This window comes from Thalassotalea nanhaiensis (assembly GCF_031583575.1).
GTDB classification, from domain to species: Bacteria; Pseudomonadota; Gammaproteobacteria; order Enterobacterales; family Alteromonadaceae; genus Thalassotalea_A; species Thalassotalea_A nanhaiensis.
Map to the genome: position 1 here is coordinate 4,184,570 of NZ_CP134146.1, position 25,430 is coordinate 4,209,999.

General features: G+C 32.7%; 21 protein-coding genes. 5 read left to right on the forward strand and 16 right to left on the reverse strand.

Features of this window, described 5'->3' with window-relative positions; all coding sequences use genetic code 11:
* Positions 1 to 57: 57 nt before the first annotated feature.
* Positions 58 to 2,316 carry a non-hydrolyzing UDP-N-acetylglucosamine 2-epimerase gene (gene wecB, locus RI845_RS18235; protein ID WP_348387600.1) on the reverse strand — a complete coding sequence of 753 codons (2,259 nt, stop codon included), beginning with the start codon at positions 2,314 to 2,316 and terminating at the stop codon, positions 58 to 60.
* A gap of 26 nt (positions 2,317 to 2,342) precedes the next feature.
* On the reverse strand, positions 2,343 to 3,437 hold the full coding sequence (locus tag RI845_RS18240; protein ID WP_348387601.1) for a glycosyltransferase: 1,095 nt from the start codon (positions 3,435 to 3,437) through the stop codon (positions 2,343 to 2,345).
* Between the two features lie 148 nt (positions 3,438 to 3,585).
* Here RI845_RS18240 and RI845_RS18245 point away from each other — a divergent pair, with 148 nt between their 5' ends.
* Positions 3,586 to 4,752 (forward strand): GNAT family N-acetyltransferase, encoded by a 1,167-nt coding sequence (locus tag RI845_RS18245; protein WP_348387602.1) that lies wholly within the window; start codon positions 3,586 to 3,588, stop codon positions 4,750 to 4,752.
* On the opposite strand, the gene RI845_RS18250 is transcribed toward RI845_RS18245, so the two are convergent.
* Complete coding sequence (locus RI845_RS18250; RefSeq protein ID WP_348387603.1) at positions 4,720 to 5,766, reverse strand: FemAB family XrtA/PEP-CTERM system-associated protein; 1,047 nt, start codon at positions 5,764 to 5,766, stop codon at positions 4,720 to 4,722. The two genes, RI845_RS18245 and RI845_RS18250, sit on opposite strands and share 33 nt — an antisense overlap.
* 5 nt (positions 5,767 to 5,771) lie before the next feature.
* On the reverse strand, positions 5,772 to 6,791 hold the full coding sequence (locus RI845_RS18255) for a hypothetical protein (protein WP_348387604.1): 1,020 nt from the start codon (positions 6,789 to 6,791) through the stop codon (positions 5,772 to 5,774).
* A gap of 298 nt (positions 6,792 to 7,089) precedes the next feature.
* On the opposite strand from RI845_RS18255, the gene RI845_RS18260 reads away from it, so the two are divergent.
* Both RI845_RS18260 and RI845_RS18265 read left to right on the forward strand, forming a co-directional pair.
* Positions 7,090 to 7,839 carry a polysaccharide deacetylase family protein gene (locus tag RI845_RS18260; RefSeq protein WP_348387605.1) on the forward strand — a complete coding sequence of 250 codons (750 nt, stop codon included), beginning with the start codon at positions 7,090 to 7,092 and terminating at the stop codon, positions 7,837 to 7,839.
* The gene (locus tag RI845_RS18265) at positions 7,832 to 9,061 is read left to right on the forward strand and encodes a glycosyltransferase (RefSeq protein ID WP_348387606.1); all 1,230 of its coding nucleotides are present in this window, start codon (positions 7,832 to 7,834) and stop codon (positions 9,059 to 9,061) included. Before RI845_RS18260 ends, RI845_RS18265 begins: the two co-directional genes overlap by 8 nt.
* A 67-nt stretch (positions 9,062 to 9,128) precedes the next feature.
* Here the strand turns inward: RI845_RS18265 and RI845_RS18270 are convergent, their stop codons facing one another.
* The 4 genes from RI845_RS18270 to asnB (RI845_RS18285) are packed head-to-tail and all read right to left on the reverse strand — an operon-like array spanning position 9,129 to position 14,233.
* Positions 9,129 to 10,130, reverse strand: coding sequence for an acyltransferase family protein (locus tag RI845_RS18270; RefSeq protein WP_348387607.1), 1,002 nt, complete (start codon positions 10,128 to 10,130; stop codon positions 9,129 to 9,131).
* The gene (locus tag RI845_RS18275) at positions 10,127 to 11,188 is read right to left on the reverse strand and encodes an acyltransferase family protein (protein WP_348387608.1); all 1,062 of its coding nucleotides are present in this window, start codon (positions 11,186 to 11,188) and stop codon (positions 10,127 to 10,129) included. Before RI845_RS18275 ends, RI845_RS18270 begins: the two co-directional genes overlap by 4 nt.
* Positions 11,181 to 12,356 (reverse strand): glycosyltransferase, encoded by a 1,176-nt coding sequence (locus tag RI845_RS18280; RefSeq protein ID WP_348387609.1) that lies wholly within the window; start codon positions 12,354 to 12,356, stop codon positions 11,181 to 11,183. Before RI845_RS18280 ends, RI845_RS18275 begins: the two co-directional genes overlap by 8 nt.
* Before the next feature lie 2 nt (positions 12,357 to 12,358).
* Positions 12,359 to 14,233, reverse strand: a complete 1,875-nt coding sequence (gene asnB / locus RI845_RS18285; protein WP_348387610.1) for an asparagine synthase (glutamine-hydrolyzing) — start codon at positions 14,231 to 14,233, stop codon at positions 12,359 to 12,361.
* A 93-nt stretch (positions 14,234 to 14,326) separates the two neighbouring features.
* Here asnB (RI845_RS18285) and RI845_RS18290 point away from each other — a divergent pair, with 93 nt between their 5' ends.
* Together RI845_RS18290 and RI845_RS18295 are read left to right on the forward strand one after the other, a co-directional pair.
* A complete protein-coding gene (locus RI845_RS18290) occupies positions 14,327 to 15,145 on the forward strand; it encodes a sulfotransferase family protein (protein ID WP_348387611.1) in 819 nt (272 codons plus the stop codon).
* Positions 15,138 to 15,965: a hypothetical protein gene (locus RI845_RS18295; protein WP_348387612.1), complete on the forward strand. Its 828-nt coding sequence runs from the start codon at positions 15,138 to 15,140 to the stop codon at positions 15,963 to 15,965. The genes RI845_RS18290 and RI845_RS18295 overlap by 8 nt, the downstream gene beginning before the upstream one ends.
* Here the strand turns inward: RI845_RS18295 and RI845_RS18300 are convergent.
* Genes RI845_RS18300 through RI845_RS18335 form a run of 8 tightly spaced genes read right to left on the reverse strand, consistent with a single transcriptional unit; the run spans position 15,939 to position 25,429 of the window.
* Positions 15,939 to 17,378, reverse strand: coding sequence for a lipopolysaccharide biosynthesis protein (locus RI845_RS18300; protein WP_348387613.1), 1,440 nt, complete (start codon positions 17,376 to 17,378; stop codon positions 15,939 to 15,941). The genes RI845_RS18295 and RI845_RS18300 overlap by 27 nt on opposite strands.
* The gene (locus RI845_RS18305; protein ID WP_348387614.1) at positions 17,378 to 18,310 is read right to left on the reverse strand and encodes a sulfotransferase family protein; all 933 of its coding nucleotides are present in this window, start codon (positions 18,308 to 18,310) and stop codon (positions 17,378 to 17,380) included. The genes RI845_RS18300 and RI845_RS18305 overlap by 1 nt, the downstream gene beginning before the upstream one ends.
* Positions 18,311 to 18,339: 29 nt before the next feature.
* On the reverse strand, positions 18,340 to 18,642 hold the full coding sequence (locus RI845_RS18310) for a hypothetical protein (protein WP_348387615.1): 303 nt from the start codon (positions 18,640 to 18,642) through the stop codon (positions 18,340 to 18,342).
* Positions 18,643 to 18,673: 31 nt separating this feature from the next.
* Positions 18,674 to 20,266 (reverse strand): GMC family oxidoreductase, encoded by a 1,593-nt coding sequence (locus RI845_RS18315; protein WP_348387616.1) that lies wholly within the window; start codon positions 20,264 to 20,266, stop codon positions 18,674 to 18,676.
* Positions 20,256 to 21,566 carry an O-antigen ligase family protein gene (locus tag RI845_RS18320; RefSeq protein ID WP_348387617.1) on the reverse strand — a complete coding sequence of 437 codons (1,311 nt, stop codon included), beginning with the start codon at positions 21,564 to 21,566 and terminating at the stop codon, positions 20,256 to 20,258. Before RI845_RS18320 ends, RI845_RS18315 begins: the two co-directional genes overlap by 11 nt.
* Positions 21,563 to 22,705: a glycosyltransferase gene (locus tag RI845_RS18325; RefSeq protein WP_348387618.1), complete on the reverse strand. Its 1,143-nt coding sequence runs from the start codon at positions 22,703 to 22,705 to the stop codon at positions 21,563 to 21,565. The genes RI845_RS18320 and RI845_RS18325 overlap by 4 nt, the downstream gene beginning before the upstream one ends.
* Positions 22,702 to 24,606, reverse strand: a complete 1,905-nt coding sequence (asnB, locus tag RI845_RS18330) for an asparagine synthase (glutamine-hydrolyzing) (RefSeq protein WP_348387619.1) — start codon at positions 24,604 to 24,606, stop codon at positions 22,702 to 22,704. The genes RI845_RS18325 and asnB (RI845_RS18330) overlap by 4 nt, the downstream gene beginning before the upstream one ends.
* 10 nt (positions 24,607 to 24,616) lie before the next feature.
* Positions 24,617 to 25,429 carry a glycosyltransferase family 2 protein gene (locus tag RI845_RS18335; RefSeq protein ID WP_348387620.1) on the reverse strand — a complete coding sequence of 271 codons (813 nt, stop codon included), beginning with the start codon at positions 25,427 to 25,429 and terminating at the stop codon, positions 24,617 to 24,619.
* Position 25,430: the final 1 nt, after the last annotated feature.

Here is a 25,430-nt window from a genome sequence, read left to right on the forward strand (position 1 = left end):
TTTTAAGAATTAGATCCTTGAAGGTTTTATTTTTGTATTAAAGACCACCTACTATTATTAATTTCGTGTATTAATAACAAACTTACTAAATTTCATTCCCTGATATGCTGAATGATCTGTGACTAAAAGCAAAACATCACTCCAGACTTGCAATTCTGCTAATGATAAACGTTCACATGCCCACTCCATAACTAATGGGTCATGGTATTTTACCTTGATACCTGAATTCAAGAGCTCTTGTAAAAGTGCATATGCTGGGGATTCTCTGCAATCATCAACATCAGCTTTGTATGCAACACCTAATATTCCGACCTTTCCCCCATTTATTTTTTTTAAATACTTCTTAACTTGGTCAGCGAAAACAACAGGACGATGGTCATTGATATGTCTTGCAAGGCGAACCAACTCTCCTGATTCGGTGTTTTCAATTAAAAACCAAGGATCTACAGGGATGCAATGCCCCCCCACACCTGGCCCAGGGGAGAGAACGTTCACTCGTGGATGTTTATTAGCAAGGTTTATTACGTGCTGAACATCCACTTCTAACTCATGGCAAATTTCAGCAAGTTCATTAGCAAAAGCAATATTTACATCTCTAGAGGTATTTTCTACTAGCTTTACGCATTCAGCAGTTGTTGTGTCAGTGATAAATATTTGGCCATTTGAAAATGTTTTATAAATATTTTTCACTAAATTAGCTGCTATTGAGTTTTCAGAGCCCACAACCCTATCGTTATTTTTCAATTCAAACAGAGTATTCCCAGGAATTGCCCTTTCTGGACAATGTACGACATTTAACTCAAGGTTATGTTTAAGTAATTTACTTTGTATTTCTTTTGAAGTTCCAGGGCTAATTGTCGATTCAATAATTAATGTTTGTCCATTTCTAGCGACCAAAACTAACTGCTCTATAGCTTTATTTAAAAAACTCAAGTCGCACTTATTTTCTAGCTGTGGCGTTGGCACTGCAAGTAGGTATGTGTTAGAGGATTTTAGTGTTGTTGTTGCGCGCAGAAATCCGGTAGATATTACCTTTTGTAATAGCTTTTCTAAGCCCATTTCTTTATAAGGGCATTTTGAACTGTTGATCATATCAACTCTATCAGTACTAATATCAATGCCTTTTACTTGATAACCTGCCTCTGCAAGCAAACAAGCTATGGGCAAGCCCATATAACCAAGGCCAATAACCGATATATCTTCATTTCTAGGTATTATATCTTCTGATTGAGGGAGTAATGACTTTTCCAAGATAGATATTATTCGACCTGCAACCTTGCCATCACCAAACGGGTTTTCCCATGAATAATTTTCATCATCCATCCATTTTTTCATCGCATTTAAAGCCAACTCTTTGTTTCTACCGACTAATACATTCGCGCCAACATTTACAGACTCAGGTCTCTCGGTATTTTCTCGAAGGGTTATACAAGGAACTCCAAGTAAACAAGCCTCTTCTTGAATACCTCCTGAATCAGTTAAGATCAATTTAGCGTGTTGTTGTAGCTGAATAAAATCAAAATAACCGATTGGTGGGGTTAGTAATAAAAAATCTGGTACTTTAAGGTCAAACTCTTTTAACTTACTAACTGTCCTTGGGTGTATAGGCCAAACAATTGGCTTAAAAAAATGCTGGTGTAAATGTGTAAGTAAAACAAGTAATTCTTCTAGATGGGATTTAATGTCAACGTTAGAGGCACGGTGAGCAGTAATTAGAAAATACTCTCCTTTATCCAGCTTCAAGCTCTCTAAAATACTACTATTATTCTGTGAAATTTCTAAATGTTGGAATAATGAATCGGAAACTGTATTGCCAACCGCATAAATTTTATTATTTGAGATGCCTTCATCAATCAATATCGCTTCTTGCGCTGGTCCAACTGCAAATAAAAAATCACTGATGTGGTCGGTTAATATTCGATTTGTTTCTTCGGGCATCATCCGATCATAACTACGTAGTCCAGCTTCAATATGCCCAACCTTTATGTTCAGCTTTGATGCTGCTAAAGCGCCAGCAAGTACAGTATTAGTATCTCCTTGTACTAAAACCACATCAGGTTTTTCTTTTACTAAAATTGGCTCCATTTTAATTAAAATATTACCGGTTTGATTGCTGTGTAATCCAGAGCCTACATTTAAATTATAATCTTGCGTAGGTAGCTGTAACTCTTCAAAGAAAATTTTATCCATTTCTTCTGAATAATGCTGGTTAGAATGGATGATGAAAAAGGGGAGCAGGCGCTTTTGACACTCTCTTATCACCGGAGCCATTTTTATTATTTCGGGTCTGGTACCAACAACAATCCCTATTTTCATTTTTAACCTTTCTTATTAAAAAATAATCATAAAGCTTTAAACTTACTGACTTGGTATATTTCCATGTATTTGTTAACCATGCTTTCTATTGAGTAACTTTCTTTCACTAAACGATATGCGTTGCTCGCTTTTTCTAATCTAGATTGCTTATCTTGAAAAGCAGAAATTATTGCATCTGCCAGCTTCGCCACATTATTAGGCTCAACAAACCATGCTTCTTTAGGTGTAATGAATGTTGAAATACCACCAACGTCAGTGCAAACGACGGGAACCCTTTTAGCCATAGCTTCTAAAATAGTAAGTGGCATAGCTTCATAATTTGATGATAGTAAAAAAACGTCAGAATTTTCTAAAAACGCATCTACATCTTCTTGATACCCCTTTAGGCTGATTGAATTTTCAGCATTCTTCTCCTTTATATATCCTTCCATTTCATCAAATAACGGACCATCCCCAATTATGTCTAATTTAGTTAATTTAAGCCTTGGCTCAATAGTTTTCGCCTTTAAGTAGGAGTCTATTAATAATTTTTGATTTTTTACCGACTCTAATCGGCCAACTGTAACAAATGACTTAACTGAGTCACTTGGTTCAAAAGTATAAGGTTTAACTTTTACCCCATTAAAAACTAAAAAAAGATTCTTTTTCTTTACCCTTATTACATCTTTAATCCATTGATAAAGATCTAAAGATACAACTATGTACCTATTTATCAATTTAGCGACAAAGTAACGAAAAATATTATGCTGTATATTTTTACCATCTGGGTCATCGCCACCTCGACCATGATCACTATGAATTAATAACCCAACACCTAAAAATTTAGCCGTTAGCTGGTATTCAATAGTGCCAAAATTATAAGTATGAAAAACATCTGGTTTTAAATTTTTAAGTAATTGGTATAGCTTTTTATGTGAGCTAAAGTCATTTCCCTGTTTTTTTTCTAACTGATAAATGGCGCACTTTTCTTGTAATTGTTCAGCCATAGATAAATCATCAGTTAACGAAATAATAATATGCTCAACATCAAATTCATTTGAGTAATTAACTAGATTAACTATAACTTTTTCTAAGCCACCGCAACCAAAGCTGTATACTAAATGTACGACTTTAGTGGTCATTTATTTCTAGTCTCCAAGAATATACTCGCAAATGATTAACTAAAAATTTCTCTTTAAACAAAAACTTTTCTATATTCATACTAGTAAGAGATAAAGAATTTATAAAACTTTTCTCAAAGAAAGTTAATTGTTTTTTAGGAAAATAGATTTGAATATACACAACAGCATAGAACATCAACCTTTACAGGTTAAGTGTATTGAAATTTCAAAATCCGAGATTCCATCTATTCAACAAAAGTGGCTTATACTCGCAGAAAAAACAGAGACTCAGTTTTTTTTATCTTGGCGTTGGATAGCTAATTGGCTAAATCAAGTAATTGATGATAATAAAATAGTGTTAGTAAGCGCCCACAGTTACACATCTGAAATAATTGCGCTCGGGCTATTTGTTGAAAAGAAAAGTAACAAATTGGGTCTTATTCCATGCACGCAGTGGTTTTTGCACCGAACAGGTAAGCGCAATTATGACCAAATTTGGATAGAAAATAACAATTTTTTGATTGCAAAAGGCTATGAAGAAAGCGCATTAACCAATATTTGGAGATATTTATCTCAAAGCCAGCCTCATGTGGATGAGTTTATTATTTCGGTCAGTAAAGGAAAAACTACCAATCAAAAACACCTACCCAATAGTTACTCTCTTTATAAGAGTGATCTTCACAGTGGTTACAAAGTTAACCTGCATAATTATAAAGATTTAAATGATTATTTATCACAGCTATCTAAAAATACTCGCCAACAAGTTAACCGAAGTATAAGTTTATTAAATAAATCTGCAGCAATAGAATTAAAGATATGGAATACAGATCAATTTAGTATTTTAAATAAACACAAACATCTACACATAAAGAAATGGAAGAATACAAACACGCCCAGTGGCTTTAGTAATCCATTGTTTGAAGAGTTTCATCAACAATTAAACTCAGCTCAAGATTTTGCTTATAGTCAAAATATTTATACTCTAGTTGCAGAGATAAATTCAGGTGAAGCCATTCTAGGTTGCGCGTATTATTTGGTTGATCATGGCCATATCTATTTCTATTTAGCCTGCTTATCAAAGATTGAAAACAATAAGCTGAAACTCGGTTTGGCTATTCATGCCAAAGTAATAGAATGGCTAATACTAAATAAGCCAGAGATTAATGTTTATGACTTTTTAGCGGGTGATGCTAGGTACAAAAAATCCTTAGCACAAACAACAGAAGCTTACTGTAATTTAATAATTTATAAAAAAAATTATAAATATTTACTCAGTGTTACTTTCAAAAGCATTAAAGACCGTTTATGGAAGATTTTTAACAATTACAGGGCCTAAACGATTGGTGATAAGCAGTGGCAATTTTTTCCAAACTTTAATCGCTAAATTAAACCTAGGATTTGCCGGAGATAAATCGGGAGCACCTTTCGAACCTTCAGCCCAATTGTACCAATAACATTGCTTAGGAATAGCCCCCCATTGTTTTTTAAAACGAAAGGTTCCAGAATCGACAGTACATCTGCCAAAATCAAACTGCAAACAATTATAATCAATTGCACGCTCTATCATTTTCCAATATAGAAGCATATTAACTGAAATATGATTAGCTTTGCTTAATGTTGCGGCCCAAGGTACCTCAAACTTTCGATTGTAAAAAAACACAAACCCAGCAGACACCGGTTTACCTTGCCAATAAATAACGGTAATCAAGCTAGCTTTAGGAAAAGCATTTAACATGTTTTCGAAGAATAATTTACTATAAACGGGGGTTCCAAGGTCGCGCATTTTTTCACAAAATACCCGATAAAAGTCATCTAACAAGTCTAAATGCCCAAACTCTACTTGCACTTCTTCTTTTGTTGCTCTCTTTATTTGAGATTTTAACTTAGAAGAAAAAATTTTCTGAAGTTGCTCATTGGTTTTAGGTAAAGATAAAACCATATTTACTTTATGTTTATTTAAAGTCAGCAACTTATTGCTTACAGGAAGCGTATCTCGCAGCTGTAAATGTTTAACTTTGTATGTTTTACTCCATTCAATTGCTTTATCAATTAAAAGCTCTCGAACTTCTTCGCAATCACTTAATGCACCTCCATAATTGAAATAAGGAAGCGACAACATATGGTTGCCAAAAAGAGTACTAGATAAATTGATCATTGGTAGGATGCCTTTAACTTGACCAGAACAGTTAAAGGCAATTATGTAACAGCTTGAATGGTTAAATGTTTCACCAATTATTTGCTGCCACTCAGTTAAATGGTAAATAGTAAATTGGGCATGTTGTTGTGCGTAATGATCCCACTTATCAAAATCTTTTGGACTAAGTTGTTCAATACGATAATTAGAGACCATATACGTTATTTTTCAGCATCCCCCACAAGTTGAATATATGTTTTCAAGCGTTCAATATCATCAACTTCTGGAATATAAGGGTAAGGTTGCAATTTTGCAGAGCTTCTATTTTTATACCAGGTATTAGTTTTTAAAAATTCTTTTTTATCTAGGGGATCACCTACGATTATATTATTTGCGACAATGACTTCATCCGCCAAACGATGTTTAAGTATTACATTTGCTTTTTTCCTGTCTAGTAGTAGTAAATTACCGGTAACCTCAATTTTATTAACCTCGGTTTTTACTGGAACTTTTTTCTCCAAACCATAAGCTAGTAGCTGACTATTTGAAGTATTTACACCTTGCTCTAAAATGCTATTTCTAATAATAAGCTCGCCATAATTAGCTGCATCAACCAAGCGACTGTCTTTACCATCAATAGATGCTAGCAATGAATATTCAATAACCGTTTTTTTCGACCTTGTTTTGACAGCGCTTCCCTGCTTTTTAGTTGATAAAAATTCACTATATTTAATTGAAAGTAAATCAGCCTTCACATAAATAGCATGGCTATAACCACCTCTATTCCCTAACCGCTCAAAGCGTGAGTATTCTATATTAACAATGCCAGCATCCTTAGACGTCATCAGGCCAGAATGACTATCATGCGCATACAGCCCTCTTACGGTAAGATTTCGCCCTTCAAAGCGAATACATGCACCGTTACCGTCTTTAACCTGTATGTTTCTACATTCAATGTTTTCAATAAATATGTTATCCCCCTTTAGTACTAAAGCTGCTTTACCATTAACAGAGGCATTATCAAAAACAACTCCCTTTTCCCCTAAAATTTCTATATTACTAGCCTTTAAGTTTACACCTTGGGTATAAACTCCTTTAGATAAAAATATTTTACTTCCATCTTTTATGCTTTTCTTCGCCAGCTTAAATGAAGTAAAGGCCACGCCATCAACAATGACTTGCTTAGCCTGTACGGGAAAACAAAAAGCAATAAACCAAAATGTAACTATAATTAATTTCATAAGCTGTTAATAAGTTTGAGAATAGTTGTTTGATCACGTTCATTAAAAGCATTAACAAGTCTAAGCCTTAATAAAATGAAAAATAAATGAAATGCTAGATTTCCTATTATCACTTTTTTATTATCGTTCAAAACTCAAATTTAGCGAGTATCCGTTAGCGATCTTGTATTTTCATCATGTACTAGACAAGCCTAACCCATACCACTCTGATGATTTTGATAAAGATGAGTTCGCTCAATTAATAGAGCACCTCTCAAATCATTTCAATATTTTAAAACTAAACAGCGCACTGGCTTTATTGGCAGAAGGAAATCTACCAACTAAAGCTTTAGTTTTAACATTCGATGATGGCTACCAGGATAATTTTATTAATGCTTTGCCTGTACTAGAAAAACATAGGTGTGCAGCAACTTTTTTCATCGCTTCAAAAGGAATTGAACAGGGCTATTTATGGAATGATCAAGTTCAGCAATTAATCATAGCTACTGAAGCTGAAAAGATAAGTAAAGAAATTACAGGGGTGGTGCTCCCATTGCATTCTAAACAAGAAAAAATTCAAAGTTTTAATGCTTTGATTACTTACTTAAAATTTTTAGATCAAAACACTCGAACAATGAAGATTAAGCTACTTGAAGATGAATTAGGCGCTGTTATTTATAAAAGAACCATGATGACAGCATCACAAGTTAAGCAGCTTACAGATAAAGGTTTCATGCTTGGCGCACACACACACAACCACACAATTTTATCTACTGAAACAAAGCAAGTTACTATAGATGAACTTCAAACCAACAAGGTTTATTTAGAAACATTAACCCGTAAAGAAATTGACTCTATTGCTTTTCCAAATGGTTTATATAATAGAGATTACAATAAAGAGCATTGTGGTGCTGCCAAGCAATTAAAATTTAGATTTGGATTTTCTACAAATGATGGCGGGGCATTTCAACACACACCAAAATTTGCCTTACCAAGGTTTATGCCGTTTAGAAGGAACTTATCTTTGTTTTCACTATCAATTGCAAAAATTGCGAGTGAAAATGGCTAAAACAATCTTAATGGTCGCTTTTGATTTTCCACCAAGCAATGCTGCATCGGTACAAAGAACCTTAAAGTTTTTCCAATATTTAAATGAGTTTGGCTGGACAACTATCATGCTAACAGCCAAGCAAAGTGCATACGTTCATTTAGATAATTCCCCTCCAATAAAGCTAAACGACAATCAATTTATATACAGAGCCAAAGCTTTTGATGTAATGCGTCACCTATCAATCAGAGGTAAGCACTTCAATTGGATGAAAACTCCAGATAGATGGGGAACATGGATCCCATTTGCTTTGTATAAAGGTAAAAAAATAATCCTACAACATAAACCAGATATCATTTGGTCAACCTACCCGATACCCAGCGCACATTATATTGCGAGTAAACTTTCTGATTATGGAAGCATTCCTTGGGTAGCAGATTATAGAGATCCTGCTCCTTATATCCATACAACGAATGGAAAATTTCTAGATGGCATCCATAAAAAAATAGACGATTTAACAATATCTAAAGCTAGAAAAGTTATTTTTGCAACAAGCGCAACTAAAGATAAATATGAAGAACAGTACAGTGAAAGTGAACAATTTTCAGTTATTGAAAATGGCTATGATGAAGATAATTTTAGAAAAGCAAAAGCGTTAGAAAAATCGCACCCTAATATTTTTTCAGATGGAAAGTTTAGCCTTTATTATGCTGGTGCATTATATCAAGAAGGTAGAGATCCTATACCTATATTTGAGGCTTTATCGCAATTAAAAGCTAAAAATGAAATTGATAGCAGCAACTTTGAATTAATATTTCAAGGTGCTGGTGATGGTACAGTCTTTGAAGACACGTTAAAACAATTGAACGTTGATGATTTAGTTTCATTTATAAAACCAACGGACTTTCTTTTAGCTATAGTAAATATGACAAGAGCAGATGCATTATTATTGATACAAGATGAAAGATTTAACCTGCAAGTTCCCGGGAAAATTTATGAGTATTTAGGTTCTAATAAGCCAATATTGATTAAAACTCCAGAGGGTAGTTCAACAGCCCAAGTAGCGAATTTATATAAGTGTTGTTTATTATTCTCAAATCAAAACATTTATGAGTTAATTTTGAATACTTCAATACAACAAGGCTTTAACAAAATGGAGCCCTCACATCTCACTGGTAATTTTTCAAGGAAAGATAGGGCCAAGACATTAAATGAACTTTTAAATTCAATAATACAAACTTGAATTAATTACCTCTTAAAACTAACTTCTCTATTTTATTTTTAAATATATATCTTCTTTTTTCTGTTATTTAACCCAGCAAAAACGTAAAAATGGCAATGCTTACGAGAGTAAATATCAAAGGTGCCCAAGAAGTAGTGAACGAATGTTTTGTTAATCTTATATACATTTCAATAATTAACATATGACTTAAATATAATGTAAATGTATAAGATGAAAGTCCACGGATTAATCCTTTGATTTTAGAGCTTAAATTAAAATTAATTCCATTTACACTTGCAAAATTAATGCAAATCAATAAACAAAATATATAGTCCGATAGTACTCTGTCAGCACTAGCTAATGCTCCGAGAGAATCGGGCCAATGGCTTACCGTATAGTGTCTTAATGATTCAATTGCACCTGAAGATTTAAAGAAAACAAATAAACTAAGGGACAAAATAAATAAAAACCAAGCAAGTGATCTTTTTAATTTTAAATGTTGATTCAATTTATAAAGAAGTACTCCTGAATACCAGATAGGAAAAAGAAGTGTCAGTCGAAAGCCTAAGAATAAAAACAATAAAACTAAAAGTACAATTTTTTTCCAACCTTGGCAAAAAAAGCCAATAGCAAATATAACGTAATACCAAACCTCATAACTTAGGGACCAATAAGGAGTGATTAAAAATGGTTTTTCGTAAAATGATGCTACCTCGCCTAAAAACAGGAGATGGAAAGGAATATAGATCTGAGGTTTATTAATTTGATAAAAATCAGAAAATGCTTCCGGAACAAAATAAGCCCCAAAAAAACCGAAAATAAAGGCAAGTAGAATTACGGGCAATGCAACAGAGTATATTCTAGAAGCTCTAGCTACAAAATAATCTTTTAGATTCGTATTTTTTATTTTTGTGGTGTAAGAGATAACATAACCAGACAGGACAAAGAATATAATGACGGCCTCACGACCATATTCAAATATAGATAAATCTAAAGGGATCAAACCACTAGTCAGTATATGCGAATGAACTACCATCAGGGCGGCAACAAATCTAATGAAATCAAAATATATAGAGAGTGTGTTATTCACAAATAGCCCTTAACTAATTTTGATTTCAACAATTTTTTTATCCTACTTTTTTGTTTTTCACAAAGCCTACCGATTGTACATACAATAAAAAATGTGAAGAATATTAAAGAAAAAATATAAGTTGGTTCAGATTTATCTCCATTATAAATTGCTGCTAATACCTGTAAAATTGGCCGATGAAATAGATATAAAGCAAAAGTTAAACTTCCGAGCCATCGAATTAATTTTTTATACTTATAAAGGTAATGTTTACAGTAAACGATTAAATACTTGCTCAAATAAAGATGTAGGGAAAACATAATTGCATCAAAATAGTCCCCTAAAATACTTTTCCTTTCAATAAATGAAAGAGTAAAGTCCATATCTCTAACGGTAGGGCTTAGGCAGAATAAAAACACAAGCGATATTAATGAAAATATGGCCAAGAGCCAGTCAGGGATGTTTGTCAAGGGCTTATCTTGTAAACGATATAATACCCCCCCTAGTAACCAGATTGGAAAAAGTGCGAGTATTGTTGGCCCAGCTAACAGGGTAATTAAAAGAAAAACTAGCCATTTAACTTTTGATCTTAAATAAAATAATACACCAAAAAAAATGTAATAAACCCACTCAAAAGTAATCGACCAAAAAGGTCCATTGATTCCAGGGTTTAAGTTTAAATCCCAGACATTTTGTATTAAAAAAAAGGATAAAACGTAGTGAGCAACTTGTGATCCTTCAGGGTATGGCCATGAAGCATTATAATAAAAATCTGGGTTAATTTTTATCCCTATATAATCACAAATTACAGTTAATACCAGAGCAGGAATGATTACAGAATACAATCTAGATATCCTTGCTAAACTATAACTCCTGATTCCTTTCTCATGATTTTCAGACACATAAGAAATAACAAAACCTGACAGTACAAAGAAAACCATAACTGCAGACTGTGAATAATTTTTAAATTGCCATAAAAATCCACCTGAAATATCTTGGCTAGCTAAATGAGAAAAGAACACAACTAAGGCAGCTAGGAACCTTATGAGATCAAGGTAAATAGATAGGCTTTTACTCACTAATAACCTCGATTATTTGTTGTGCACACCAATCCCAATTAAAAACATTAAAAGCTTTAGATATGCCCTCTCTGTTGGGAGGAAACAAAAATTGATTAGTTAAGCCTTTTATTAATCCACTATCATCTCCTACATCAACCATTACCCCTAGATTAGGTAAACTATTCATTATGTCTGAAACACCGCCTACACTAGCAGCAACAACAGGAGTTCCACATGCAAGAGCTTCATTTAATACATTAGGGCTACCCTCTCCACGACTAGATAAGCAAAAAACATCTGCCGCATTATACCAATGGATTAATTCATTATTTTTCACTGAATTTATAAAAACTACAGAATTAGCTATACCTTCCTTAATGATTAATGCGTCCAATTCTTTTTTATAATTTCCTTCAGGTCCGGCTGATCCTAAAATGTAATATTTAACATTCTCACATCCTTTGGTTTGTTGAACTTCTCGTATTTGTTTAATTACAATATCAAAGCCTTTACGATAGATGTAAGAACCAACACCTAGTATTATTTTTTCATTTTTACTAATGCCTAGTAAATCCCGGCAAAAATTTTTGTCTATATAATAAAATGCCCCGGTATCTACACCATTTCTAACGATGGTGGTTTTATCTTTTGTATTGGATAATTGATTAGATTTATCTGCCATTTCTTGGCTAAGAGAGATTATATGATTTGCTTTTTTTAAGTAATGTTGAACAACATATTTTCGAATACCAAAGTCTTGCTCATGAAAAGCTTCCATGCCTCGCAGCGTTACATTAAATGGCTTTTTATATTTTTTCGATAGATAATTCCCAGTAGGCAAGTCAGGAAATGTCCAGTGCAAATCGATTAAGTTAAATTCAAAACCTATTTCTTTAACTACTTTTTCAATCGCCCATTTGTATGTGAAAATTTCTATAAACTTAAAAATCTTTGGAAATGAAAGGAAACGGGGATGATATACCGTTATACCATTTATGGTTTCTTGTGGGAGAATATTTTTATTTTTAATAACAGCATTTAAAAAAGGGAAATATGGTACAGGGTTAATTACTGTGACATCTGTATATTTGCTCATTGCTTTTAGGCGATTATGAACAAAAACCCCATGATTAGGTTTATCAGAACTTGGATATAAGTAACTTATTGCAAGAATCTTAAGGTTCATAATTAATCTGTATTCTGCTTCAACCACTCTTCGAGCACAATTAATTGCCAGAGTGTTCGGTGATGATCAGACTTATTACCATTGTGCTCATCAATTAATTCTTTAATTTTACCGACTTTAAAATATTGATGAACTTTAGCATTATCGGATAGTAAAACTTCCTCAACATAACCTTTCAGTTCATGTTGAAACATTAATTTTAAGGGTGTTGGAAAGCCCTTTTTTTTTCGGTAAATAATATTTTTAGGTAAAATACCTTCCATCATTTTTTTAAGTATGTACTTTCCTTGCCTTTGTTTAATCTTATATTTACTAGGTATAGTAGCTGCGAACTCCACTAGCCGGTAATCAAGAAATGGTACTCGCAACTCGACAGATGCAGCCATACTCATTCGATCAGCCTTAATGAGCAGATCATCCACTAACCAAGTTTTAGTATCAAAATAGAGCATTCTATTTAGTAAGTTTTGCCCTTTTGTTTTATCTAAAATACCTGTTTGGTATTTCTTTCTTGAAAGGTTTTTTTCTGTTATTTCAGCTTTGAATTTGTCTTGGTAAAGTAGTTCTTTATATGAATTACTATAAGTCGATACTCCCTTATACCTTTGCTCAAAAGGAAGTGATGCTAAATATAAATACTTAGAGAGCTTATGATTCTCTCCTAAATGCCTTTTAGATAATTTACTTATCCAGTTCGTTACTGTTGTTCCTAAGGTTTTATGAAAACCTTCAATAATATACATGTACTGATACAAGTCATAGCCTGCAAATATTTCATCAGAACCTTCTCCTGAAAGTGCTACGGTTACTTGCTCTTTAGCAAGTTTGGATACAAAAAACAAAGAAATGGCAGCCGCTTCAGTAACAGGTTCATCCATTAATCGAATGTACTCAGGTATAAACTTTTTGAATTGTTGAGGGGTTATTTTAATTTCGTGATGATCTGTTTTAAATTTTTCAGCAACTTGTTTGGCATAAATACTTTCATCATATTCAGAGCCAAAATCATAAGATATGGAAAACGTTTTTAAAGGCTCTTTAACTTTATCTGCCAATAAGCCAACAACCGCACTTGAATCTATTCCACCACTTAAAAAGATACCAAGTGGCACATCGCTTCGTAACCTTAAATTAATTGAGTTTTCTAAAAGAGATTTACTTTGTGATAAGTAATATTCAAAACCTTTATCCGTAGTGTTTTCAAAGCTTAAATCCCAATACTGGGTAATGCTTAGTTTTTCATCTTTAAACACTGCATAATGCGCAGGCAGAAGCCTCATAATGCCTTTATGAAGGGTGTTTTCACCAGGGATATATCCAAAACTCATGTAGTCATCAATAAGGTTTTTATTAACTTTAGGTTTTGTTTTCAGTCCAGCTAGTATTGCTTTAACTTCAGATGAGAAAATGAATTGATTCTCTATTAAAGAATAATATAAAGGTTTAATACCTAACCGATCTCTTGCAAGGAAGAGTTCTTCAGACCTTCCATCCCAAATTACAAATGAAAACATACCATTAAAGTGTTCTAAACAGCCATGTCCATATTCTATATAAGCTTTTACAATAACTTCAGTATCTGTTTTGGTATGGAATTTATAACCTTTTGTTTCTAATTCAGAGCGAATTTCAAGGTAATTGTATACTTCACCGTTGTAGGTAATAACACAGTTATGATCTTTATCTTCAAAAGGTTGACGACCTGCAGCAGTGGTATCAATAACGCTTAATCTTAAATGAGCAAACATGAGATTCCCTCCCTCATGACACCACAGCCCTTTATCATCAGGCCCTCTGTAATGCATAGTATTGAGAATTGAAATTAGTGTATTTTTATTTAATTCTTCAACACAACTCATCCCATAAATAGCACACACTCAAATTTATCCTTACATTAGTGATTTATAAATTTTCTTATATACTTACAAACTATAGTCAATAAATTTTTATATGCTGAAGTGGTATTAATTTTGAATAAATTTATTTTTTTAATTGGTGCAGCAAAAAGTGGTACAACACTGCTTGCGACAATATTAAATAAGCATCCTGAGATTTGTTTAAGCTCCCCGAAAGAAACTAATTTTTTTACGAACAAATGTTATAAACCTAATAGTCATAAGACATATTTAAAAGCGTTTCACAAAAAGGAATGTAAATACTTATTAGATGCCTCGACATCTTATTCTGCTGGTTGGAATCAAAGTTCAAAAAACATTGCGGAAAGAATTGCTAGACATTACCCACAAGCCATAATTATCTATATATTTAGAAACCCTGTAAAAAGAGCTTGGTCCTCGTATTGGCATGCGAGAAGAGTAGGTAGTGAAGTGCGTACACCTGATGAAGCCTTTAAAGATTTTAATAGCTCTCATATCCAGGCAAGCCTTTATTATGATCGATTGCAAGATTATTTAACATATTTTAAGAGAGAACAAATAACACTAATTTCTTTCGAAGACTTTATTCAGGATCCAGAAAAACATACAAATCAGATTTTAAAAAAAATAAAACTTGATAAGATTAATATCTCAAAGTCAGAGCTAACAAAAAAAGTTAATAAATCCTATAGATGGAGAAAAAAAACAAGCTATTTAAACAAAATACCAATTAAATATTTAAAATCTATAAACAAATACCTAACATTATTTTTGCCTGTATTCATTCACCAATTAATTAAAAATATCGTTAGCAAAGAAATTCCTAGAATAGATCCCATCAATAAGGATTACCTAGAATCTCAACTGTTAGATAAATATGAGATGTTTTTAACTGAATTATCTAATGGTTAATATTAAGAAAACAACTCAGTCGGTTTCGAATGCGAGTAAGTTAATAAAACCCATATTTCAGCGTTTTTTTTATCCAAAAGGATATGAAAAATGTTTAATCATTATGGGGTGCCAGAGATCCGGTACAACTATTATATCTCGGGTTTTCGATCGCATTTTATATGCAAAAGTGTTTGGTGAGTTTAGTATTTTATCTATTGATGATCCTAATAGAATTAGATTGAACAATATTAATAATGTCATCGCTCAAGTACAAAAGAGTCACAGTCCATTAATTGTTTTAAAACCATTAGTTGAAAGCCATAAGGCGAACCTCCTATTGAGCCAAATACAAAATGCTTGCGTTTTATGGGTATTTAGACATTACTTAGATGTTGGTTTATCTGACATTAAGAAATTCTCTAAAAATCCTGGACATAGCAATTTATTACCTATTATAAATAAAGATAAGAATAATTGGAGATGTGAAAATATTTCACATAAAACCACTTCAATTATTAATTCCCTTTATTCCAAAGACTTATCGCCTTTAGATTGCGCCTGTTTATTTTGGTATGTAAGAAATATACTGTTCTTTGAGCAAAGCTTAGATACTAATAGCAAGGTTTTCCTCTGGGATTATGACAAATTTGTCCAAGATCCATCGCAACACATTAAAGATCTACTAACAAAGATGTCATTACCGACTGTACCTAAAAAAATAACACAAGATGTATTTATCAATACTATCAATAGAAACCAAAAAATTAACAGCAATATTAAAGAACTTTGTGATGATTTGTTTGATCGCTTGTCACTTCACACCAAATCCCTTAAATGAGACCTTTAATTTAATTAAATCATCAAAGTAATAATAAAAATAGGTAATTGAAATAAAAATGGTTCCAATAATCACTTTTATAATTAAAGAAATTATCGGAAGAGTATTCGATAAGAAAAAATGATTCACACAATAAACAATAAACATCATAAGTATCGAAGTCATTAAAGGAGAAAATCGACTTAATAAATAACGTCTATCAAGCTTGAATTTATTGGCTAAGTTAAGAGTATTAATTACAAAAGCTATAGAAAAGCCTATAAGCCAAGCCCAAGCGGTAGAGATTAGTCCAAATTGCACTCCAATTGAAATTGAAATAATCAAAATAGTAGCTGTGATACTGGTATTAACAAGAGCAAAATTAGCTTTCCCCATAGCATTAGCAAAATTTTGAAATAATGAGTTAATCATTCTAAATGGAAGAATAACCGCTAAAATAGATATTATTGCTGCCGTTCCGTGCCAATTCGAACCTAAAATCACTTTTTGAATTTCTTCTGCAACAACTGAAATTCCAAAAAATACTGGAAATATCAAAAGTGACATTACCCTTATAGCTTGGTATAGATAATATTTTGCATCATTGTTAGAGCCACTTATACTTACAAACGCTGAAAATCCAACCTGATTTAATATGGATGATGCTTTATTCATAGGCATTGCAGCGATTTCATTTGCAACATTATATAAACCTAGAGAATTAGTGCCTAAGAATTTTCCAATAATTAAGCTGTCTAATTTATTATAAACAAACCAAATTATTCCATTTAGCTGCATTTTAAGAGCAAAATTTAGAATTGGTTTCACCAATGAAAAATTGAAAGTTATGCCATAAGCAGTTTTCTTAAAGTAATTTATCGATATTACGGAGGCTAAAATCTGAACGATTCGTGCGATAACGAGAGACCAAAAACCATAACCCAACAAAGCAAAAGTCAATGCCGTAAATATGGATGAGAATGACGATATGATCTCACTATAGGCCTGTAATTTAAAATTCATCTCTTTTTGGATGTAAGCATTGGGAACAACATTGAAACTAAGTAATGGCGTAAAAATAGCCATCACATATAAAACGTATTCAATTTCATTGTTTTTAAAAAATACAGCAATATCCTTTGCAAAAAAAGAAATGAGCAAGCTATACAGAAAATACATAAAAAGTGAAATAGTGAAAATTTGCCTGGCGGCTTGGGTCGTTATATTTTTCATTTTCACAAGAGCAGAAACAAAGCCGTTTACTGCAAAGATACTAATAAAAGCAAAGAAAACAGTTACTAAAGCAACTACCCCATAATCGGCAGGAGTTAATAGTCTAATGACCCAAAAAGTGACTATCCAAGAAATAGTCTGAGAACAAAATTTGGATAAAAAAGACCATTTCAATCCATGCAATACTTTAGCTTTAAGCATTAGATAGCTTTATTAAAAATAGAATGAAAAAACTCCTTTAATTTTTTTAATACAAATTTAATAGGCCATATTAATAAATAAAGTGAAATCCAAACTCTATCCCAATATGATAAAGCTATGTCGCTGTGATAACCAAAATATTCCATTTCATTTTTTGCAATATAATGAAATATTTTCTTCCTATTGAGTGACCAATTAGAGAATCGATTTAAAGGATCAAATTTATTTTCTTTCGATACGGGCTTCCAATGCATTGCTTTTGAAGAAGACTTTAAGTCTGAAGAACCTGAAACAGGCAATGACTTTAACTTACTAAAGTCAAAGTCATTTAAAGATAAGCCTAAATACTCAATCATTTTTTTGAATTGATTTTCAGGCTCTACAATTAAATTTTCAAATTTTATTAACAAAAATGTATCAAAGTTTATATCATTCATTTTTTTAAATTTTTTAATCTTCTTTGCGTTAAGTTTCCATTGAATCGCTGCCAGTTCGAAATCCCAAGAAAAAGATTTTTCTCCTGAAGCCACAACAGACCTTCCATCTCTCATGATCATAATAAATTTGCAATTTTTAAAAAAAAGACTGTATTTATCAATGCCTTTGAGTGAAGGGGTTTTAGATATAATATATTCAATTTCATTTTTAGGATTAGAGTTTTTGACTTGTAATTTTAAAAAATCCTGTATCCCCTGACCTAAACATTGCATTAATAAATCCTTATGATTAGTTTCTGCATTTCTAAACCAATAAGGATCCCAGTTATTGGAAACTCTCTGGGAATATCTAAAAAGAATATCTAATTGAGAAATAACAAAATCTTCCCAAACTGGTCCAGGGGCGTAGCAACTTGTGTGTAACCTCAGCATATTTTGTAAAAAATTGGTTCCACACCTTGGCATAACACCCAAAACAAAGCATACCTTCAACATTTACCCACTCCGGAAATTTAAATCCTCACTTAAATTTCAGCAATTAATTTATAACCTAATGCAGCTAAAACAATAGATTCAGTTTCACTCAAAACAAGCCCCTTATAACTTACAGTTCTAGATTCTTGAAAATCTCTCTTAATTAACTTTTCATAATCACTTTGAGCTTTAAAGGGTACTTTCAAAAGTTGACCTTTTAGATCAATGGTCCCTGTATTATTTAATTTCCACCAATGATAGAAATCTATAAAATAAGTTCGTTTATCATCGGGTATATTATGTAAAAAATCAGAAAAAAGATGAACGGGAAGTAAAGTTGAAAAAAAAGTCATACCACTATACTTTACAAATATTCGTCTAGACTTATTTTCCAAAATATTTAACCTTTAAAAGTTTTGCTAATCTGATAGACAAACTAACAATGGTAAGAGTAGGAGGTACATGACCCCCTGTTGGAAATACTGAACTTCCACCAATATATAAATTTTCAGTTCCGAAGACTTTATGATTTTTATCTACCACACCATCTGTTTCATTATTTGCCATACGCGTTGTTCCCATATGATGATTTCCAAATCCAATTTGATCATTGAAAATACGCTCGCTTCTTTCTTTAAGTAAACGGACTCGTCCTATAGAATTTGTCCCAACTTCGTTAGCAAATATCGTTAAAGATTTCCAAATATTATTAATATCTGAGCTTTTTAATTCCCAATGAATATTTATTTTAGGTATTCCAAAAACATCAACTTCATTGCCAAGACAAATCTTATTATCCCTATGGGGTGTTTGCTCAATCATCATTGGGATCTGAAACCCTGCCATTTGTTTAGATGAATCAAATAAAGAATGATCAAACGATTTTCTAGAAATAGCTTCTGCTACCATGTCAAAGTCTAGTACAAAGTTTAATAAATGATCGGGTAATTGATCCGGAAACTCACCTTCCTGTAAGGCATCTTTTAAAATATGAAATGATGATATACCATCAGAAAGCATATATTCGGTCGACTTAACTAGAGGTAACCGTAGGTTAGTAGTCAAGTTATCTTTTAAAGATCGCTCACTTAGCTGAAAATAACTCAAAATACGTCTATCATATTCATTTACCCCAGAAAATAAGGGAAAATCACTTAAACTATTAGAGAACAACTGAGCTCCCTTAACTGTCGGGTGATCCATAAAGTACCGTCCTACATTTCCAGTTATATTTCCCAATTTATTCTGATATTTATCATTAAAAAATAGAAGCATTCTCGCATTTTCTATCCCACCTAAACAAAGAACAAAGTCGTTTGCTGAAACCGAAAAATTGTCAGCCTGTAAAGCGTTGAATGAAAGATTAGAAACTTTTTTGTTTTCTAAAGAATATTCCATATCTACTAGATTAGCATTTTTAATAAGGTGTATTTTAGAAGAATTAATTAATTGAGTTGCGTTACTCAAATAAAAGTTTGTAGGCGGTTGAGCAGCCTTAGCTATGCCTATTTCAAGTGCTGAACCCTGTATCCCCCAATCTTTTTGATGATATTTTTTCATCCACTTATCTGGTAAAAAGCCATCATTTCCTACACCACAATAAGTCGAAGCTTTGTAATAGTAGGGCTCAATGTCATCAAAAGAAATAGGCCAACCACTGTTAGGTATCCAGTTTCTATATTCAAAGTCAATAGGGGAAAGTGGTGACGTATTATTTGCCCAATGGTTACTCGCTCCTCCTAAAAACCTTAATCTTGAAATCAATGGATCAGGAAAGTGCTCTGGGAACGACTCAGCCTGATAGAGTTGTTGAGTTTTATCAACATAATGGTCACTTCCTGATTCAACAAGAACAATTTTTGAAAAAAAAGGCTCTAATTCCAATGCTAAAACTATCCCAGCGGGCCCTGCTCCAACTATGCATATATCAGCTTCTATCTGACTTCCTGCAATTAATGATTTTCCATCACTTATCATTAATCTGAACCTTAGAATAGCTCTTAATATGGTCACTTATTAACGTAATCAATGCCATCAACCAAATAGTGACCTCTAAAACTTTATTGTTTGTTCCTTGACCTGCAATTTGAAGTAATAAAAGTGATAATGTAGTAGCAAGTAGCATCACACTATAGAAAAAATCATCTTTATTCACTTCACAATTATTTTTAATTACATTAATTTTTAAGAATAAAATTAAAATCAAATAAAAATAAATTGTAGCCCCTATCAACCCGTGATCAACAAGCATGCTCATTGCTAGATTGTGTGACGCTCTGATTGATGCATTATTATTCTGTGCAGTTGGTTTAGTGAGGAATTCTTCCTGAAGATATAATGGGCTTAAAAGTAAAGTCCCCCTATTCCCATATCCTATTATTGGCCTCTCTTTGAACATTGAAAGCTGAGCTTTAATAACCTCAATTCTAGATAAAGCACTCCGGTCAATTTTTGGTTGAAAAACACTACTTTCATTACTACTAATTTGCTCGAACCTTTGAATGATTTGAGGCCCTAAAAGAGAAAAAAATAGAATTCCTCCTAAAGAAAGGTAGATTATGAATTGTTTTTTTACATCTCTAGGAATATAAAAAAGAGAAAACAATGCAATACAAAATAGTGATATTAAAACCGTTCGGCTTTCTGTTTGCATAATGATTTCAAGTAAAATGATTACCAATGGAATTAGTAACCAATTCAATTTTTTCAAATTACACAATAATAAATAAGAGCTTAAAATGAGAATCACTGCAACATGCTGAGCTATAAGGTTCGCACTAGCAATGCTTGCCCCCCCAACACCTTCTAACCTCCCACTAGTATTAATTAGACCTAGATACCCAAAGTAAGTGCATCCAATTGCATTTATTAAAATAAAAAATATCAATTCCCCTTTATTCGTTATGCAGTTTCTTATTAGAACAAATAAGAGTATAAATTTTAAAAATAATTCGATATATCGAAGATGTAAGTAAAAATCTATAGCCCAAAACATTTGTAAACAGATATAACACCAAAATAGCAGTAATAATTTACTTTCTTTATTATCAAGCCAATCTATTTTGAGTTTTGAGTTAAAAATTAAAGCTATAAAAGTGATTACAGCTGCAATCAGAGACCAACGAAAATCTGGTAATTCAACTCCCCACCAACGACTAGGAGGGTGCATATAAAAAGCTACAAAATAAGAAAATAGCCCCCAAAGGGGTTTACTTGTGAAAGCTTTAATTAAGCCCATCACATATAAAAATATGAAAATCAAAGCACTTATGCTCATTCAATATCTCTTGGTTTATTTTCAATAATATTCACAATATTCTTTGTATTTTCCTGCCATATGAAGCTATTTCGATTAAGACTCTCTCGCCCTTCAAACCTTTTATTAATCAAAGTATTAAACTTTTCTACAGCACAATTAAGTTTAACTACAAAATCAGATTTCACATTTTTATTAAAAAGCAATGCAGATTCATCTGTTAATATTTCTTTTATATTGTCGCAATCTGGTGCAATGATTAAACAACCTACTGCCATGTATTCAAACAGTTTGAGAGGTGAAGCGTAGTGAGTAACATTCGGCTGTAAAGCGATATCAAATTGCTTTATTTGTTCGAGTGTTTGCTTACGATTTAACAGGCCTGTAAAAATTACTTTTTCTTTTATGCCAAGGTTTTCAGCCTGTTGTTTAAGTTCTGGCAATATATCGCCATCACCTATACAAATTAATTTTAGTGATTTTTTTTTGTGCTTTGCTATAGCTTCTATGGCTTTGTCTAAGCCATGCCAACGGTGAATAAAACCAACAAAACCTATAATTATTTCTTCTTTATCTTCATGGCTTGTTATTGGTGTAAGGCTTTCAAGAAAGTGCTTATTTACACCATTATGGATAACTGTAATGTTTTTTTCTTTAACGCCAGCCTTTATTAAGTAGTCCGCCAGCACTCTACTTACCGGCAAAGTATGTGTTGCATTTTGCCATGTATAGCGTTCTATTTTTGTAGCTAGCCAGGTTAATGCTAATCCTGAATATTTACGTCGTTCATAAACAAGTGGTGCATTAACTTCTAGCATGATCGGGATATTGAATAGCTTGCTTGCCCAAATTCCTGCCGGTTGATAAAGGTTGTAGCGTTCATAGATAAAATCAGGTTTAAATGTTTTAATCGCTACGGCTAATTTGATAAAAATCCAAATTGAATAGCTAAGTTCAAGCATTTCATATAGTGCTTGAGGGAGGAGTTTTTTTAACTTTGTTACAATGCCCCCATCATGACCAAACTTAGTCTTTTGGTTTATTGAAGGAGCAACAAATATCAATTCGTGACCCTGCTCTATAAATGCATTTGAGAGCTCTTCAACATGAACATATTGTCCATCTTTTGATGCTATTCGATGATGATAGAGTATTTTCATAAACTTTCTTCTTTACTCAAGAAGGCTTCAAAGATTAGCAGTGCCCATATGAATACACCGTGATTCTGTTGTCTATTTTGGTGTTCCTCAATTAAAGACTTAACTTGACTAATATTGAAAATATCAGCATTTACAAAAGCATTAGTGAATATTTTATTCTCTAATGTTTCTATTGGAATCTGTCTCATCCACTCATCTAATGGTGAAGTGAAACTCATCTTTTTTCGTTCTAAAACAAACTCTGGGACTAATCCTTTTAATGATTTGACTAAAACTTGTTTTACTTTGCTACCTCTTAAATTGAGTTTAGGTGCTAAACCAAGTCCCCATTCCACAATTTTATGATCTAGAAATGGTACTCTTACTTCTAAAGAATTAGCCATACTTGCTCGGTCAGCTTTGGTCAAAATATCTCCAGGGAGATAGGTTTTAAAATCGATATATTGTATTTGTTTCAGTGTAGGTAAATGATTTACTTGCTTAGCTAATAATTTAAATTCATCCTCTGAGCTGTAACCTGCAAGTTTTTCTTTAAATTGATAGGAATAAACTTGCTGTAGCAGTTCTGAATTGATTATAGACATTGCGCGATGAAAACTAGTTATCGGGTTATTCACCAAGGCTTGGAAAGTAGATTTTGCACGTAAAAAACGAGGTGCTCTATCAAGTTTAGGGTATATTTTTGCTAAGAAACTAAAAAATGGTTTGCGAATAAAGCCAGGTATAACACCTCTAAATCGCTCTTCCAATTGCAGCATTTGATAATTTCTATAGCCTAAAAAGAGTTCATCACTACCGTCACCAGAGAGCGCAACTTTTACTTTTTCTCTAGTCGTTTTACTTAATATCAAAGTTGGGATTGCGGAATTATCAGCAAAAGGCTCATCAAAAACATCTATTACGTTAGCAACTAACGATAAGTCATTTACTGAAACGTTGGTTTCAAAGTGAGTAGTATTGAAATATTTAGCAACTTGCTCTGCATAATAAGATTCATCATATTTTAATAAGTCAAAGCCTATTGAGCAGGTTGTTACAGGCTCTGGCTTTATTTGACTGATCAATGCAACTAACGCCGAAGAGTCAACACCGCCGGACAGAAAAACGCCTAATGGCACATCAGCTATAAGATGCTTTTTAATTGCCTCATTTAACTTTAACTGAACCGTTTCTTGATCAAAATTTTGACTATCTACATTTATATAATCGAGTGGGTCCCAATAGCATTTATTTATTAATTGCTCAGGTTTGTTTTGATCTAATAAAATGTAATGCCCAGGTAAAATCTTATATATTGATTTATAAATAGATTTTGGCTCAAGAATATAGCCAAGAGAGAAATAGTCTTCTATAGCTTGCGAATTGAGAGCTAACGATATTTTATCGTTACATTTTAATGCCTTGATTTCTGAGGAGAATAAAAACGATTGATCATCAGCCTTAGAGTAATGTAAAGGTTTGATACCCAACCTGTCTCGTGCAGCAAAGAGGTGTTTGTTCTTTTTATCCCATAGAACAAAAGCAAACATACCCTGTAATTTTTTTACGCAATCAGCATGCCATTCGAGCCACGCATTTACAATAACTTCAGTGTCACTTTCAGTGTTAAATACATAGCCTTTTTCGCGCAGCTCGGCTCTTAATTCAATATAATTATATATCTCTCCATTAAAGGTTATACCAATAGTTTGAGTGTCGTCGAATAGAGGCTGTCTACCACCTTCAATATCAATAATTGATAGCCTGGTATGTGCTAATGCTATGTTTTTATTTCCATCATCTTGCCAAATATTGCTATCATCCGGACCTCTGTGGTTCTGACTATTATTCATTTTATTCAATAGCTTGAGATCTACCTCATATTGAATGTCATGATTAAAAATAGCCACAATCCCACACATAAAAGTCCCTTTACCTGATCCTGTTTAAACGCTGATATAAATTATCTAATCCCCAAAAATATTTATGCTTTCGCATTAAATAAACTAGACCTTTAAGATGATGAAGATGAAACATTGATAATCTAAATCCTCTTGATAATTCCTGAGCATCATGAACTACCTCAACATCTGGTAGGTAAGTAATTTTATAACCTTGTTCCCACACGCGAATACAGTAGTCGACATCTTCAGGTGAGTAGAAAATATTTTCATCAAATAATCCTGTGTCCATAAACGCTTTTTGTGAAATCATCCAACATGCCGAAATAGCGTAATCAACGGAAATTGGAGCTTTTGCGCTTTGAAGATAATTAGTAATTTTTTCAAATTTTTTTAAAAACAAGAAACGTTTGATTTTATGGATTAATGTAGGAAATTTATCGCAAGACATTTGAAAATTGCCATTTCGATAAAATAATCTCGGGACTGCAATTCCAGTTTCAGGGTTGTGCTTTAAATAATTAATCAAGGAGGTTATCGCCTGAGAGGTTACATAAGCATCTGAATCTATAATCAGAATATATTCGCCTTTAACTTGTCTCAGGGCTGCATTGCGTGAATACGTAGTGCCTTTATTTTCATTAAATAGAATAGTCGATATTAAATGTTCGTTTTTATGTTGAAAAGATTCAATTAGCTCTACACTGCCATCAGTTGATCCATTATCCACAACAAAAATTTCATTTGCCATTTCTAAGGGTTTTAATGCTTCGATAAGATGTAGCAGGCATCGCTCTAATGGTGTAATAGAGTTATATGACAGTATCACGACAGAAATATACATT

Excerpts from the sequence above, each read along its gene's own strand:
- RI845_RS18280 (WP_348387609.1), bottom strand. The coding sequence starts at position 12,356 with ATGAACCTTAAGATTCTTGCAATAAGTTACTTATATCCAAGTTCTGAT.
- RI845_RS18325 (WP_348387618.1), bottom strand. The coding sequence starts at position 22,705 with ATGAAAATACTCTATCATCATCGAATAGCATCAAAAGATGGACAATAT.
- RI845_RS18300 (WP_348387613.1), bottom strand. The coding sequence starts at position 17,378 with ATGCTTAAAGCTAAAGTATTGCATGGATTGAAATGGTCTTTTTTATCC.
- RI845_RS18310 (WP_348387615.1), bottom strand. The coding sequence starts at position 18,642 with ATGACTTTTTTTTCAACTTTACTTCCCGTTCATCTTTTTTCTGATTTT.
- RI845_RS18320 (WP_348387617.1), bottom strand. The coding sequence starts at position 21,566 with ATGAGCATAAGTGCTTTGATTTTCATATTTTTATATGTGATGGGCTTA.
- RI845_RS18315 (WP_348387616.1), bottom strand. The coding sequence starts at position 20,266 with ATGATAAGTGATGGAAAATCATTAATTGCAGGAAGTCAGATAGAAGCT.
- RI845_RS18305 (WP_348387614.1), bottom strand. The coding sequence starts at position 18,310 with ATGTTGAAGGTATGCTTTGTTTTGGGTGTTATGCCAAGGTGTGGAACC.
- RI845_RS18240 (WP_348387601.1), bottom strand. The coding sequence starts at position 3,437 with ATGACCACTAAAGTCGTACATTTAGTATACAGCTTTGGTTGCGGTGGC.
- RI845_RS18265 (WP_348387606.1), top strand. The coding sequence starts at position 7,832 with ATGGCTAAAACAATCTTAATGGTCGCTTTTGATTTTCCACCAAGCAAT.
- RI845_RS18250 (WP_348387603.1), bottom strand. The coding sequence starts at position 5,766 with ATGGTCTCTAATTATCGTATTGAACAACTTAGTCCAAAAGATTTTGAT.
- RI845_RS18335 (WP_348387620.1), bottom strand. The coding sequence starts at position 25,429 with ATGTATATTTCTGTCGTGATACTGTCATATAACTCTATTACACCATTA.
- RI845_RS18255 (WP_348387604.1), bottom strand. The coding sequence starts at position 6,791 with ATGAAATTAATTATAGTTACATTTTGGTTTATTGCTTTTTGTTTTCCC.
- wecB (WP_348387600.1), bottom strand. The coding sequence starts at position 2,316 with ATGAAAATAGGGATTGTTGTTGGTACCAGACCCGAAATAATAAAAATG.
- asnB (WP_348387619.1), bottom strand. The coding sequence starts at position 24,606 with ATGTGTGGGATTGTGGCTATTTTTAATCATGACATTCAATATGAGGTA.
- RI845_RS18295 (WP_348387612.1), top strand. The coding sequence starts at position 15,138 with ATGGTTAATATTAAGAAAACAACTCAGTCGGTTTCGAATGCGAGTAAG.